This is a genomic window from Polynucleobacter cosmopolitanus (assembly GCF_002224225.1).
GTDB lineage: Bacteria > Pseudomonadota > Gammaproteobacteria > Burkholderiales > Burkholderiaceae > Polynucleobacter > Polynucleobacter cosmopolitanus.
In genome coordinates this window covers 256,267-270,834 of sequence record NZ_NJGG01000002.1, presented here as the reverse complement: position 1 = coordinate 270,834, position 14,568 = coordinate 256,267, and the positions used below count along the sequence as shown (strand labels likewise).

The 14,568-nt window shown below is 43.0% G+C and carries 15 protein-coding genes; 7 read left to right on the top strand and 8 right to left on the bottom strand.

Annotated features, from left to right (window positions below; translation table 11 throughout):
• Nucleotides 1–91: 91 nt before the first annotated feature.
• Nucleotides 92–457, bottom strand: coding sequence for a hypothetical protein (locus AOC33_RS06875; protein WP_089516098.1), 366 nt, complete (start codon nt 455–457; stop codon nt 92–94).
• Nucleotides 454–831, bottom strand: a complete 378-nt coding sequence (locus AOC33_RS06870) for a DUF4149 domain-containing protein (protein ID WP_089516095.1) — start codon at nt 829–831, stop codon at nt 454–456. The genes AOC33_RS06875 and AOC33_RS06870 overlap by 4 nt, the downstream gene beginning before the upstream one ends.
• A gap of 200 nt (nt 832–1,031) precedes the next feature.
• On the opposite strand from AOC33_RS06870, the gene AOC33_RS09130 reads away from it, so the two are divergent.
• The 5 genes from AOC33_RS09130 to AOC33_RS06850 all read left to right on the top strand — a co-directional run bounded on the left by AOC33_RS09130 (nt 1,032) and on the right by AOC33_RS06850 (nt 5,626).
• Nucleotides 1,032–1,172 carry a hypothetical protein gene (locus AOC33_RS09130; protein ID WP_180738118.1) on the top strand — a complete coding sequence of 47 codons (141 nt, stop codon included), beginning with the start codon at nt 1,032–1,034 and terminating at the stop codon, nt 1,170–1,172.
• Nucleotides 1,173–1,195: 23 nt separating this feature from the next.
• A complete protein-coding gene (locus AOC33_RS06865) occupies nt 1,196–2,611 on the top strand; it encodes a 3'-5' exonuclease family protein (protein WP_089516092.1) in 1,416 nt (471 codons plus the stop codon).
• A 96-nt stretch (nt 2,612–2,707) separates the two neighbouring features.
• Nucleotides 2,708–3,175 (top strand): DUF2452 domain-containing protein, encoded by a 468-nt coding sequence (locus tag AOC33_RS06860; protein ID WP_089516452.1) that lies wholly within the window; start codon nt 2,708–2,710, stop codon nt 3,173–3,175.
• A 67-nt stretch (nt 3,176–3,242) separates the two neighbouring features.
• Nucleotides 3,243–4,538 carry a DASH family cryptochrome gene (locus AOC33_RS06855; protein WP_089516090.1) on the top strand — a complete coding sequence of 432 codons (1,296 nt, stop codon included), beginning with the start codon at nt 3,243–3,245 and terminating at the stop codon, nt 4,536–4,538.
• Between the two features lie 89 nt (nt 4,539–4,627).
• Nucleotides 4,628–5,626 (top strand): HD-GYP domain-containing protein, encoded by a 999-nt coding sequence (locus tag AOC33_RS06850; RefSeq protein WP_089516087.1) that lies wholly within the window; start codon nt 4,628–4,630, stop codon nt 5,624–5,626.
• A 22-nt stretch (nt 5,627–5,648) separates the two neighbouring features.
• On the opposite strand, the gene AOC33_RS06845 is transcribed toward AOC33_RS06850, so the two are convergent.
• The 4 genes from AOC33_RS06845 to AOC33_RS06830 form a co-directional block, all read right to left on the bottom strand.
• Nucleotides 5,649–6,350, bottom strand: coding sequence for a GGDEF domain-containing protein (locus tag AOC33_RS06845; protein ID WP_180738117.1), 702 nt, complete (start codon nt 6,348–6,350; stop codon nt 5,649–5,651).
• A gap of 144 nt (nt 6,351–6,494) precedes the next feature.
• The gene (locus tag AOC33_RS06840) at nt 6,495–7,442 is read right to left on the bottom strand and encodes a hypothetical protein (RefSeq protein WP_089516082.1); all 948 of its coding nucleotides are present in this window, start codon (nt 7,440–7,442) and stop codon (nt 6,495–6,497) included.
• The gene (locus AOC33_RS06835) at nt 7,439–8,740 is read right to left on the bottom strand and encodes a glycosyltransferase family 2 protein (RefSeq protein WP_089516079.1); all 1,302 of its coding nucleotides are present in this window, start codon (nt 8,738–8,740) and stop codon (nt 7,439–7,441) included. The genes AOC33_RS06840 and AOC33_RS06835 overlap by 4 nt, the downstream gene beginning before the upstream one ends.
• Nucleotides 8,741–8,867: 127 nt before the next feature.
• Complete coding sequence (locus tag AOC33_RS06830) at nt 8,868–9,698, bottom strand: energy transducer TonB family protein (protein ID WP_219349914.1); 831 nt, start codon at nt 9,696–9,698, stop codon at nt 8,868–8,870.
• A 165-nt stretch (nt 9,699–9,863) separates the two neighbouring features.
• Here AOC33_RS06830 and AOC33_RS06825 point away from each other — a divergent pair, with 165 nt between their 5' ends.
• Nucleotides 9,864–10,286: a DsrE family protein gene (locus tag AOC33_RS06825; RefSeq protein WP_089516074.1), complete on the top strand. Its 423-nt coding sequence runs from the start codon at nt 9,864–9,866 to the stop codon at nt 10,284–10,286.
• Between the two features lie 103 nt (nt 10,287–10,389).
• Here the strand turns inward: AOC33_RS06825 and AOC33_RS06820 are convergent, their stop codons facing one another.
• Together AOC33_RS06820 and AOC33_RS06815 are read right to left on the bottom strand one after the other, a co-directional pair.
• Nucleotides 10,390–12,621, bottom strand: coding sequence for an NADP-dependent isocitrate dehydrogenase (locus AOC33_RS06820; protein ID WP_089516071.1), 2,232 nt, complete (start codon nt 12,619–12,621; stop codon nt 10,390–10,392).
• Between the two features lie 226 nt (nt 12,622–12,847).
• Nucleotides 12,848–13,939, bottom strand: coding sequence for an alkene reductase (locus AOC33_RS06815; RefSeq protein ID WP_089516069.1), 1,092 nt, complete (start codon nt 13,937–13,939; stop codon nt 12,848–12,850).
• 247 nt (nt 13,940–14,186) lie between these two features.
• Here AOC33_RS06815 and AOC33_RS06810 point away from each other — a divergent pair, with 247 nt between their 5' ends.
• The gene (locus AOC33_RS06810; RefSeq protein WP_089516066.1) at nt 14,187–14,537 is read left to right on the top strand and encodes a hypothetical protein; all 351 of its coding nucleotides are present in this window, start codon (nt 14,187–14,189) and stop codon (nt 14,535–14,537) included.
• Nucleotides 14,538–14,568 lie beyond the last annotated feature (31 nt).

Here is a 14,568-nt window from a genome sequence, read left to right as displayed (position 1 = left end):
GGAGTCTGCATCATCAATGCTCAAGGTGAGTGTTGGTGTGGTCAGGTATGGGATGGTGAAAAAATGTGTCATCCACCCCTTAAACCTTTGACTAGCCCTGCACCTGATTCAAACGAAAATCCAAAAACCTCACCTGAATCTTAGGCTCTTGCATCAAACAAGATTTGGCTGCGGCTGATTCTTTTTGCTTGAACCAACTTGGCCTTGTTTGATTGTTGTTCAAGGTCTCAATTTCACTGGTGTTCAAGCTATTGCTCAATTGGGTTGAAGTGCATGCGCAATGAGCAGCGAACTGTTCTGATGTTAAGCCTTTAACACCCGCATGACGTTTGAGCTGTTCTTGGATGCAACTTTCTTGATAGTTCTTCTTAAAGCTCGTGATACTCGTAGGCTGGCTGAATGCCAGACCTGAAAATAACAAGAAAAACGCTGGTATAAAACGAATAAATTTTTTCATAGTGACACCACCAATAGGTAGATGAAAGCAATCAACTGAACAAGGTTGATTGCCACGCTCAAGCCATGAAGAATATGAAACTGTTTATGCAGACCCAAATCTTTTGCTTGATTGATTTTTCCGGTCAAATAAAACAGAGTAAAAGCAAATAAAATCGCACAAGCAATCAGTAAATATTGAGCATGAGAGCTTTGCGCCAAGAAAGCACTGATCACCGTCAAAATGCCCAATGAGGCATAGTATTTTGGAAAAAAGTTCCTGACGTACTTGCTAGACCATTCGACGGGTAGAACCTTGAACACCGTTGGAGCGACCACCACGGTGAAGAAAAGCATGATGCCCACCATGGCGGCAATGAGGTGGTTAGCAATCATAGGAACCTGCTTTCATTAAAAGATGCGTGTAAATCAATCGACACCTCAATTTAATAGATTTGTTGGATTTTTGCTTGCAGCTCGCATATACCCATAAAACCTGATCTAGCCTGACTCCAAATTGCGGATAGAGCTCAGCAGTATTTCGGTTTATCGGCTAAATTAGAGGCAATACTAACAAGAATTAACAGGTGACAAACATGATTCAACAATTACGCATCAAACTCGCGCGCTGGATTTTGGGCAAGCATTGCGCTTGCTATCAAATGGGTTATCACACCATGGTTGATTTCAGGGAGCGCAGCTGTCAGAGAATGTCTCAACAGGACACTGATAAATAATCATTCATTAGCAGTATTTCCATATGCATCATGATCACCATGATTATCCAGATTTGGCCTTTGTCGATATTGAAACAACTGGGTCGAATTTTGATAGAGATCGCATTACAGAGATTGGTATCAAGCTAGTCTCTGGTGACCATCAAGAAACTTGGGAAAGCCTGATCAACCCAGGTACATTCATTCCCCAAAATATTCAAGCGCTGACAGGTATTCGTCCTGAGATGGTGCAGCATCAACCACCGTTTGATGAACTTGCCAGACAAATCCTAGAAAAACTAGAGGGCAAGATATTCATTGCTCATAACGCACGCTTTGACTATGGCTTTTTAAAAGCCTCATTCAAGAGACTTGGGATCGATTTCAAGCCCAAGGTATTGTGCACCGTTAAATTATCTAGATTGTTATTTCCCGGCCAGCCTAGGCATAACTTAGACACCATCATCCACACCCATGGTTTGAAGGTCAGTGCTAGACATCGTGCTCTTGGGGATGCTGACTTGCTCCTGCAATTTTGGAAAGTCTGTGAAGCTAAAGTTGGCAAGACTCAATTGAGTGCCACTCTCAATCAATTGATCGGCCATTCAAGCTTGCCACCCAATATCGATAAAGCCATGATCGATGAAATACCTGAAAAGCCAGGGTGCTATATTTTTTATGGCGAAAACAAAGCGCCTATTTATATTGGTAAAAGTATTGCGATGCGAAGCAGGGTCATGGGTCATTTTCAGTCGGCGCTGACTCAACGCAAAGAAATGAAACTATCCATGCAGATTCGAGACATTGATTGGATAGAAACCAGTGGTGAGCTAGGAGCTTTATTGCTTGAATCAAAGTTAATCAAAGAGCGCATGCCAAGTATGAACATCAAGCTGCGCCGCTCAAAAGATCTCTGCGCTTGGAAAGTCGAGTTCAATGAGGGGGGTGCTTTGGTGCCGACGCTGGTCAATCACTGTGACCTGCTGCCAGGCCTACAAGATGATCTTTTTGGACTTTTTTACAGTAAAAGAGAAGCCAATACTTACCTAAAAGCGATCGCTAAAAAGTATCGCTTGTGCGAGGCTTTGCTTGGTCTTGAAAAACGCACAGAGGGTAAATCTTGTTTTGGCTATCAAATTAAACAATGTGGTGGTGCATGCATTGGTCAATCACCCATCAGCTTGCATAACCTGCAACTAAAAACTGCACTGGAGTTATTCAGGGTTCAAGTCTGGCCTTACCAAGGCCCGATTGCCATCAAAGAGGGTGAGCAAATGCACGTCGTTGACCGCTGGTGTTATTTAGGATCGGCTATCAATGAAGGTGAACTAGAGGAACTCATGGGCTTGGGTGATGCTGAATTTGATTTGGACATCTACAAAATACTCAAAAAGGCGATCCAAGGCAGCTTTAAAAGCCAAATCTTGCCACTGAGGAAGTTCTCAGCAACAAATCCTTAAAGTTCTTATAATCATCAAAACGCCATATAAATGGCAAATGGCTTAGATTTATTAAAACTAAGCGTTAAATATAAGCGAGACAAAACGAGGTTTCAAATGCGCATCGAAGATACCGATCCAGCCAGACATGCCAGTATTGAATATCCCATGGAAGTGGGATCGCCCGTCTTTGCGCCGATCAAAGTCACTGAAGAAAAAGACAAAGCTGTCAATGTGGCTCGTCAGAATGCCAAGCATGAATACGACCGCATCATGGAGCAAGCCAATGTCTTGATGAAGCAAGCCAAAGCCTTGCAATCAAGACTTGATGTCACAGAGCAAGTGCACGCTGCTAAGTTCTCATTTAATCCATTGCATGGCAAGGTGTATCACTTGTACTTTGATCACCGTCAACAAACCAATGTGTTGATTCAGACGGGACCTGATGAGTGGACCTGTGGTGTACCAGAGCACTGGACATTTAATCTGAGTGTTAAAAAATTAGGTGACAGCACTTGGGAAGAGCTCGAGCAAGAGTTAAAACCAGAAAGCAATCCAGTCGATCTAGCTTTACTTAAGGGTTAATGAGGGTTGATAAAGCAATCCGCTTAAATCTCAATTCCTGATTCATCACACTAATTCCTAATTCAGGATGCACAAAACTTCGGTTTATCTTTTTCGGCAAGACCTCAGGCTTGAAGATAATCCGGCTTTCTCTAAAGCCTGCTCTGAAAGTCAGTTTTTAATTCCCATTTATTGCAAGTCTCCTGAAAATCAAAAAATAATAAAATGGGGATTCCCTCGAGAGGGGATTCACCGCAGTCATTTCTTGAATGACTCTCTCAATGATTTGAATCAGCAACTCAAAGCCAAAGGTTCTGAACTATGTTTGTTTGAAGGTGAGCCTATCCATGTGCTTCAAGATTTGATCAAGCAACTGCAGGTTGATGCTATTTACTGTGAAGAAATTGCTGCCCCAGAGGAGCAAAACGAACTCGCTTTGATAGTGGCTTTGGGTAAGGATCTGGGCATGCCAGTTCATACGACTTGGCAATCAACCATGATTGATCCTAATGAGCTACCTTTTTCAGTCGATGAAATGCCCGAGCAGTTTACGCAATTTCGCATTCAAATTGAAAAGAAAAAACACCTCTTCACGCCACCCAAATCAGCACCCAAAGCCATTCCCCCACTACCTGATGAATTCAAACATCAGCAAGCTCTTGAGGTATTACCGAGTAACATTGCCTTAAGTACAGAAAGTTCTTTTCCGTATTGGAAAGAATCATTCCGAGGCGGGGAGTCACATGCCAAACAACATCTTCATCAATACCTTCAAAAACGCTTACCTCATACCTATAAAAAAACACGCAATGAATTGTTTGGTGAAGACTACTCAAGTAAATTTTCACCATGGTTGGCCAATGGGTGTTTGTCTTCAAGAATTGTCATGACTCAGTTAAAAAAATTCGAAGCTGAATTTGGCGCTAATGAAGGTAGCTACTGGCTTTGGTTTGAACTCCTCTGGCGCGACTATTTCAGGATCTTGCATCTGAAGTGGGGCAGTGCTCTTTACCATGCCAGGGGACTCAGTGATGCACCCCCGCCGCAACACAACCCAAAATGGTTTGAGAAGTGGTGTGTAGGTAATACAGGTGAATCAATCGTTGATGCAGGTATGAGAGAGTTGCATGCAACTGGCTATCTTTCTAATCGATTAAGACAGGTGGTTGTCAGTTATCTGATTTATGACCTCAATTGCGATTGGCGAGCAGGAGCTGCATGGTTTGAATCACAATTGATTGATTACGATGTATATAGCAATCAAGGTAATTGGTTATACATTGCCGGCAGAGGAACTGACCCCCGTGGTGGACGACGCTTTAATCCTAAGAAACAAGCGGATGATCATGATTCCGATAAGGCTTATCGATCACTTTGGCTTTGATGAATCTTTAATGTAGTTTCAAAGTTTTTCTATTGACCTGGCGCAAAAGTATTCATTGACAAAAATGCCTCTTCAGCCGACTATGAGGTATGACAAATCCACTGATTCCACAAGAAACCAATCTGCGTTATCGACGCCTATTTGAAACGGCCTACGACGGCATTTTGATCTTAGATTTTGAGAGTGGGCGCATTCAAGATGTGAATCCCTATCTGATCGAAATGCTGGGCTACAGCAAAGAAGAACTGATTGGCATGGAGCTTTGGGAAATCGGCGCCATGGTCGATAAATTGGCATCTTTGAAAGCTTTTGAAACACTGAAGCAAGAAGGCTACATTAAATACAGTGATCTACCACTTCGCACTAAATCTGGAAAAATCATCAGTGTTGAATTCGTCAGTAATGCCTACGGTGTGAATGGTGAGCGGGTGATTCAGTGCAATATCAGAGATATCACAGACAGAAAAAATGCTGAAAGCTGTTTAATTAAATATCAGCAAGACTTGACTCTTAATATGTACGAGGTGGTTGATGCATTGACCAAGGTGATTGTTGCTCGTGATCCCTATACCTACCAACATCAACTACGTGTGGCACATCTGTGCGTAGCCATTGCCAATCAAATGAATCTATCTGTGCATGTTGTCGAGGGACTTAAATTAGGTGCTTTAATACATGACATCGGCAAAATTGGTGTCCCAGCAGAATTGCTCACCAAGCCTACACCTTTGGAAACTTTTGAGATACAAGCCCTCCAAAAGCATGTTCAAACTGGTTTTGATATCGTCAAAGACATTAATTTTCAATGGCCTCTGGCTCAAACCATTTATCAGCATCACGAAAGAATCAATGGTAGCGGTTACCCAAATCAACTTAAAGGTGATGCCATCATCTTGGAAGCAAGAATCTTGGCGGTTGCTGACACCGTTGAAGCCATGTCGCACAATCGACCTTACCGCCCATCCTTAGGTCTTGATAAGGCACTCGCTGAAATTGAGGCTGGCAAAGGAAGCTTATTTGATGAGCGAGTAGTGGATGCTTGTTTAAAGCTATTCAGGCAAGACAACTACGAGTTTCCAGCGGTTTGATTAAAGCAACTAAGCAAAGCAACTAAGCAATCATTCCCTCATCAAATAACTTGACCTGATTTCTGCCCGCATTTTTGGCGCAGTACATCGCCTTATCGGAATAGTCGATATAAAGATCCATTGCAAGATCTAAAGAATCATGATTCACTTGTTTTGGGTCAAAGTTGGATATCCCGATACTCACTGTTAAGGTGATTTCTTTGCCGTTGACAATTGCGAAATAGTTTTTTGAAATGGCCTCGCGAAGTCTTTCTGCAATTTCAAGGGCAGCTTTGGCATCAGTCTCTGGGCAAGCAATCAAAAACTCTTCGCCACCAAAACGACCAAATACATCAATATCTCTTAATTTATGCTGACAGAATAAAGACAAGTTCTTTAAGACTGTGTCACCAACCATGTGACCATACTGATCATTGATGCGCTTGAAGTGATCAATGTCAAGCATCAGAAAGGCCAGGGGGTGAAGACTTCTTTGCCCGCGACTGATTTCTCTTTTTAGGCGGACATAGGTTTCTTTTTTAGTCAGTGCCAGAGTTAAAGAGTCTGTGGCATTCAATACTTCTAGAGCAGAATTTTCTTTACGGACTTCACTCAGAGCTGATTTGATACCAAATACCCCAATGAACAACAATAAAGAAATTGGCACTGATAAAAAAGCATCTTTGATGTCATAAACTGAGTATTCATAGACATTGATCAACGGTACCACTCGGCGACCAATCATGATGGTCAGTGCGGCACTTAAAGCAATGCAAGTGATTTTATATTTATTGACAATATTGATCAATCTGAATGATTGATAACTGGCGCCTATCTGAAGAATCAGAGAAAGTGAATACAGTAAGATCGCCAGTGTTTTCACAATCGATCAGAATCTGAACATCAAACTGGTATTGAAGTATCTGAACTTATAGTCCGAGCCATTAAAGGTCGCACTCTGACCGTAACCAAGCTTACTTCGAAAAACAATCGACTTGGTGATGGGGCTGTCGGCCTCTAGTTCATACAAATGAGTGTTGGTCCTTGGATCATCATTCACTTTTTGATGACCCACACCAATCAATCCAGACAACATCCATCCTTGAACCCTTTGGCGCATGGCCACTGCCACCATCTGTTCTTCGTATTTATTTGGATTGAAGTAATTACCATTCAATTCTTGTTGACTGTTGCGGTACTGACGGTGTCTTAGCTGAAGATTGATGCCTTGATCAGGGAGTAAGTCATAAATCAATTTGCCACGCAGATGATTGCGGGTATTGCTGTCAGAAAACTGATGTTGCCCTAATAGACCAATCACGGTCCATCTTTCAGAAAGACGTTGCTCTAGACTGCCACCGTAATAGTCATATTTGACACCCCTGTCGAGAGAGTTTCTTGTTTCAACCCAGTCACGGTTGTAAAACAATTCAGCATTGGTACCTTCTCGAAGCGACATGGCGTAGTTCATATCAGCATTCACCAGTGAATGATTACCCAATTGATTCAGGCCAAGATTCACTTTGTGACCTAAGCCATTCTTTGGGTCTATCGACTCGCTCACCAAACTTACCTGAGAAGCATCTTTCTTCCACTCGTATTGCTCATAGCTGTGATGCAAAGCTTGGATGCCCGTGAAATGTTGCCCATCTTTATAAAGTGGCAAAAGTCCAACACCTGCTTTGACTGCCTTGAATTGGTCATTGTCACTATAGGTGCTGATGGTTGGACTCAGTAAACCCCAAGAATCATTGCTTTGTGCATGGATCAAGTTTGGAGTGAGTCCAGCGCAGATCATCGCGCATAAAAGAGCGGGGGTTTTTAGTTTGTTTTTCATTTTGTGCCCCATGATTTTTTTGTACCAAATATTTCTGTGATGTAACCCCAAACTGCAGCTGGTTGCAAAATACAGCTGTAGGGGAGCATATAGAGAAAGAATCCCAAAGTATTACGACGCACATGCAAGTGTTGCTCAGAGAACATTTTTTCCTCTATGCGGTACATCACTGAATTCATGATGAGCGCCATGGGCAGCAATATTAAAGTCATTGGCCCAACAATCCAGAAGTAACCAAACATAGCCAAGACTAATCCAGGTAAAAATCCAAAAGTAAAAGCAACGTCCATGGCTGGAAACAGCAGGTCCCACCAAATGAAGAAAGTTGATAAGCGCTTTCTGAACAATACTTTTGGGTGGTATTTGAATGCTTCAATCATGCCCCTGGCCCAGCGCTGTCTTTGTCGAATAAAACCTGAGACAGTGCTTGGCACGATCGTGAAAGCAATTGCATCCTCGCAATAGCCCACGCGATAGTCTTTTTCGAGCATGGCCCAAGTCAAGACAATGTCTTCCCCAACAGTTTTTGGCCAACCGCCTAACTCAAGAACGATTGATTTTTTATACAAAGAAAATGCGCCTTGTGCCACCAAGGTGCCTTGATTAAGAGATTGCACCCGTTTAACTGTGGCAATCCCCTGAAAGTAATCCCACTCTTGTGATTGAGTGATCCAGTTTTGACGAGAATTGTGCACCATGATCGTGCCAGCAACTGCACATGTATTGGCTGGGTCGCTGTGGAATCGTTCCACAATTCTGACCAAGGCATCTTTGTACAAATATGAGTCGGCATCCAAGGTGATGATGAGTTCATGACTCGCCATGGCGAGAGCTCTGTTCAGCGCCTCAGACTTACCTTGGTTGGTCTCTTGCTGGATGCATCTTAACCAAGGATATTTGCTGGTCAGTTGATTGCACACGGCAAGGGTCTGATCTTTGGAACCATCATCAATCAAGATGACCTCGAGAACCCCAGGATAATTTTGTTTAGCAATACTTTCAAAAGTGTCTGGAATGACAGCCTCTTCGTTATAAGCTGCGATCAAAATGGTGATGGGCGGGTAACTATCTAGATGTTTGCGGACAGGCCTTTTATCCATCATTAAGCTAACAACCATGAAGGCATTGATAAAGCCTGGCACAACTGCGATGAATAAAATTAAAAATCCGGCAAGAAACCAGCCTATGATGGCTGATAGATCAGCAAACCAAAACTGGGCTGCCCATATAGAAAAAATACCCCACAGAGTCGCAATAGTTAATGCCAATTGAAATTTAGTATTAACTTTCAGGTACATACATGCTCTTTTTAGAATGTTATCCGTCCAGTTTATATGTAATTTCTATAAATTAGAAATGTTGATGCCAAATAATGGACATTTAATCTAAATCCACAACAAAAAGCATCTGTATTTAAGAAGTAAATCACTTTTTGGGGTTTAAGCGACTCGAGCCCCAGATTTCAAACTGACGCTTCATGTCTGCAGCTTCAGCTTCAATCGTATCGTCCTCAATAGCGGGGCAATCTGTCAGCATCTCTTGTTTAGACCCATCAGCCACCTTTTGCTGAATCGCGACGGGCGCTGATTTGCCATCCCAAGCGAAAGGGTTCTTGAAAGTCGGTGGATCTGGCAAACAATCGTATTTATAAATAGGAGGCCAACCATCATCCACGGGTTGGAATGAAATAGTCTTCTGGAAGATCAGCGGTTTTCCGGTGGGAATGGGTGGCAGAGGCGGCATGTTTTCAATCGCCTGACGCGCTAGCTTCTCAGCAACAGGAGAGGTGGACCAGAGTGTCTCTAATTTTGACAGTTGGCCGTTAGCCGCAATCTCAATATGAAAGCGCACCATGCCTTGATCGGGACCTTCCACTGAGCGTCCCATCATGCTGCGCACTTGCTGTCCCCAATTGTGGCGGTAGCGCTTACTGTTCTTCAAGGTGTAGGTGGAAGCTTTTTGCCATTCTTCAGTTGATGGTGCTGGTGGCGCATCCATATAGGCTAACTTCTTTTCTTGGGGCACTTCTCTTTGAGTATTAAGAACCAGAGTCTGATCATCAGGTTTCTTTTCTTCTTTCTTGTTTTCTTTCTTTTGCTCAGGCTCAAGTTTGACTTGTATCACCTCATCCAAAGGCTTTGACTTGATTGGATTGATTTCTTGATAGTTCAATCCCACAACAATCAAAATTAAATGAAATGCCAAGGATAAAAGAAGTCCCATCTGAAACCGAGATAGGTTTTTGGTGAGGAACATTTAGGATTAGTTAATAACTATCTTTTATATCAAGGGAGCTTGATTTTATCGGTATATTGGTTCATTGTTAGACCAATAAATAAAGTTTTACTTCAATTTAATTTATTCATCACTAATACTTAGTTTCTCTTACTAAGTGTTTTTAATAAAAATAGAGGGAGTGTTATGAAGCAATTAATCAAACTAATCACAGCCATGTCATTCGTGGTTTTCTCAGGACATGCTTTTTCAGAATCAGTCAAAATTGTTTATCACGTGAACGAAGGTGTGCAACAAGCCAGCCGTGCGATTGGTAATATTCGCAATCACTTGAGCGCTGATCCAACTGCAAAAATCGTGGTGGTGACACACGGTCCTGGTATCGACTTTTTACTTGAAGGTGCTGAGAACATGTCGGGTTCAAAGTTTTCGGCATCGATTGGCGACTTGGTGAGCAAGGGTGTTGAGTTCAGAGTTTGTAACAACACCTTGGTTTCAAGAAAAATTCCAAAAGAACAAGTGATCATGGAAGCCAAGATTGTTCCATCAGGTGTTGCAGAAGTTTCTAATTTGCAAGCCAAAGAGCGTTACGCTTATTTGAAGCCTTAATGACTCAAAGACTTATTGGTAATAAAAGAAAATAAATAAAATATACAAAACAAAAAAGGCCGCTGATGCGGCCTTTTTTTGTTACTGATTAATTACTTTTTTATTACTTAGCAGAACCAATGATCTCGTTCAGTGTTGCGCTAGGGCGCATCACTTGTTCAAGTTTCTTAAGATCTGGTTTGTAGTAACCGCCGATATCAACTGACTTACCTTGAACAACAGATAGCTCAGAAACAATCTTCTCTTCATTGTCTTTTAACTGCTTAGCCAACTTGGTGAAGTGAGCTTGTAGTTCTTTGTCTTCTGTCTGAGCAGCCAAAGCCTGCGCCCAATAGAGTGCCAAGTAGAACTGGCTGCCACGGTTATCTAGTTCACCGGTTCTTGATGAAGGTGATTTTCTGTTCTCAAGCAATTGACCAGTGGCCTCGTCCAAAGTCTTGGCCAAAATCTTTGCTTTAGGATTGTTCTTCTTGATGCCCACATCTTCAATCGACACTGCCAAGGCCAAGAACTCACCCAATGAGTCCCAACGCAAATGGTTTTCTTCAACCAATTGCTTCACATGCTTGGGTGCTGAACCGCCGGCACCAGTTTCAAACAAGCCGCCACCATTCATCAAAGGCACAACAGACAACATCTTGGCTGAAGTACCTAATTCAAGAATTGGGAACAAGTCAGTGAGGTAGTCACGCAAAATGTTACCTGTGACAGAGATGGTGTCTTTGCCACGAATGATGCGCTCTAGTGTGTAACGCATTGCGCGTGTTTGAGACATGATCTGAATATCCAAACCTGTGGTGTCGTGATCTTTTAAGTATCTAGTTACTTTCTTGATCAACTCAGCTTCGTGAGGACGGTACTCATCTAGCCAGAACACCGCTGGAGTGTTTGATTGACGTGCACGAGTCACGGCCAACTTCACCCAATCTCTGATTGGAGCGTCTTTCACTTGGCACATGCGCCAAATATCGCCTTCTTCCACATTCTGCTCAAGCAACACAGTGCCATCCAAAGTCACAACACGTGCAACACCTGGCTCTGCAATTTCAAAAGTCTTATCGTGTGAACCATACTCTTCAGCCTGCTGAGCCATCAAGCCCACGTTTGGCACACTGCCCATGGTCACTGGATCAAAATTGCCATGCGTCTTACAGAAGTTAATCATCTCTTGATAGATACGAGCAAATGTTGATTCAGGCATCACCGCTTTGGTGTCCTTCAAACGACCATCTGCACCCCACATCTTGCCGCCCGCACGAATCATCGCTGGCATCGATGCGTCAACGATCACATCATTCGGTGAGTGAAGGTTGGTGATACCTTTGGCAGAATCCACCATCGCCAATTCTGGATTGTGCTCATGACATGCATGCAAGTCATTGATGATCTCTTCACGCTTAGAACTTGGCAGAGTAGCAATCTTCTCGTAAACACTGCTCAAACCGTTATTTGGGTTCACGCCTAATTGCTTGAACAACTCACCGTGTTTTTCAAAGGCAGTTTTGTAGAAAATCTTAACGGCGTGACCGAACACGATTGGGTGAGACACCTTCATCATGGTCGCCTTCACGTGCAATGAGAACATCACGCGTGTTTCATACGCATCTTGAATCTCATCTTCATAGAATTTGCACAAAGCTTTTTTGCTCATGAACATGCTGTCGATGATTTCGCCTTCTAAAAGAGAAACCTTTTCTTTTAGAACAACTGTCTTACCTGACTTGGTCACCAAATCCATTCGCACGTCGCAGGCTTGTGGCATGACCATTGATTTTTCGCTGGAGTAGAAGTCGCCGCCGTGCATGTGTGACACGTGGGTTCTAGAAGCTTGGCTCCACTTACCCATCGAGTGTGGGTTATTGCGTGCATAACGCTTCACCGCTGCTGGTGCCCGGCGATCTGAGTTACCTTCACGAAGCACAGGGTTCACTGAGCTGCCTAAGCACTTAGAGTAACGCGCACGAATCGCTTTTTCTTCTTCAGTCTGAGGGTTCTCTGGATAGTTAGGAATCTTGTAACCCTGAAACTGCAATTCTTTGATGGCTGCTGTTAACTGACCCAAGGCTGCAGAAATATTCGGCAATTTGATGATGTTCGTATCAGGCAATAAAGTTAACTTGCCTAGTGCGCTTAAATTGTTAGGAACTTTTTGTTCGTCGGAAAGGCAATCTGGAAACTCAGCAAGGATACGAGCTGCAACAGAAATGTCACTTTCAACAACTTCAATATCAGCAGGTGCTGTGAAAGTTCTGATGATCGGTAAAAAGGCAGCAGTTGCTAAATAGGGGGCTTCATCCGTCAATGTGTAGATGATCGTTGATTTTTCCTTGCTCATTCTTCTTTGTCCTCTTTTTATAGATGTGCGTCTGATACTCAAGGGTGTAGCAAATTCAAGGTGTAGCAAATTCGAAAGCGATTTTAATCGCCGAATCTTTGATTATCCTTACCTATTTGAGCTAAGTAAAATTCCTTGCCTTCAATTTTGCCCAAAATAGATGCTTAAAGTAGCAAAAAGCCCTGATAAAACAGGGCTTTTATGAGGGATTGAGACCTTTTTTGCTCTAGGTCAAAGAAGGGTAATCGGTATAACCTTTTTCAGTACCGCCGTAAAAAGTTGAGCGATCGTAAGGGTTTAATGCCGCATTTTGAGCAAAACGCTCCACCAAATCAGGATTGGAGATATACAGTCTGCCAAACGCCACCGCATCAGCCTCTCCTGACGACACTGCTGCTTCTGCGCTGTCTCGATCGTAACCGCCAGCCATGATGACTTTGCCCTTAAAAACCTTTTTGAATAATTCTGAAGTGCTTGGAACATCTTTGACAACTTGATCACTACCGCCTGCGCCAGTTGAGCGTGGTTCAATCAAATGCAAATAGGCCAGGTTCAAAGGGTTTAACTGTTCAATCACATGTGTGAACAAACCAATCGGATCTTTGTCAGACATGTCATTGAATGCGCCATAAGGCGAGAGGCGCACGCCCACGCGATCACTGCCCCAGACCTCAATCACTGCATGAAGTACCTCTAAGAGCAATCGTGTGCGATTAGCAAAACTGCCACCATATTGATCTTGGCGCTGATTGCTAGAGTCTTGTAAGAATTGATCTAACAAATAACCGTTGGCCGCATGAACCTCAACACCATCAAAGCCAGCTTGCTTGGCCATGGTGGCCGCATGGCGATAGGCTTGAAGCAGGGCAGGGATTTCAGAGACGGCTAGTTCACGTGGAGTTTCATAATCAGCCAATTGCCAAGTGGCTGTGTACACCTGGCCTGTTGGAGCAATTGCTGAAGGAGCTACTGGTAAGCCATCTTCAGGATGCAATGAAGAATGAGAAATCCTGCCCACATGCCACAACTGCAGCACGATTTTTCCGTTCTTGGCATGCACAGCAGCCGTGATCTTTTGCCAAGCCTTCATCTGCTCTTCACTGTAAATACCAGGAGTACCGGGATAACCTTTACCCAAAGGGCAAATTTGAGAAGCTTCAGTAATGATCAGACCAGCGCTGGCCCTTTGGCCGTAATAGGTGCTGGCCAAATCACCGGGAACATCACCAGACATAGCGCGCATACGAGTCAAGGGCGCCATCACTAGGCGATTTTGCAGGGCAATAGCCCCCAAGGTTTCAGGTTTTAATAAATTCATGGCTCTTTTCTTTTTTAGAATGATTGATTGAACATCATTTTAAGAAGTTTTTGACAATTCTGCTCACCAACTGACAAAAAAACTTTAATTAACATATAGTTAGAATTATGTCTGTGCATAAAAGTACATTTAACACCGCGCAAAGCCCCTACGATTACTTATGTAACTTTTATTACTTTTGTAAGTTCTTTACCCTATAATTTGTATACAACAGTAAAAAGATAATAGCCCTTGAGGTAACGAGAAGATGAAAAATAAAGATTTGCAAGAGATTTACTTCAGATTTTTGAACTTGGTTCGCTCCATTGAAGAGCTGCCAAGCTTTCCTAAACTGGATGCCACAGAAACTCAACTTCTAAACGAAGTGGCAACCCATTGGAAAAGTGGTGAACGCCTTTTGGTCAGTGATGCAATCGCCATGCGTGAAATTGGATCACCTGCGACTTTGCATGCACGCTTAAAGCAGTTGCGTGACAAAGACATGGTGACTTACGTGGTAGAAACCGATGGACGTAAAAAATACATCGAGCCTACCAGCACTGCATTGAAATACTTCTCAGATATTTCAAATTGCATGATCGAAGCCACAGCTAAATAAGTAGACGGTTATCAAATAAAAAAGCTCCTGA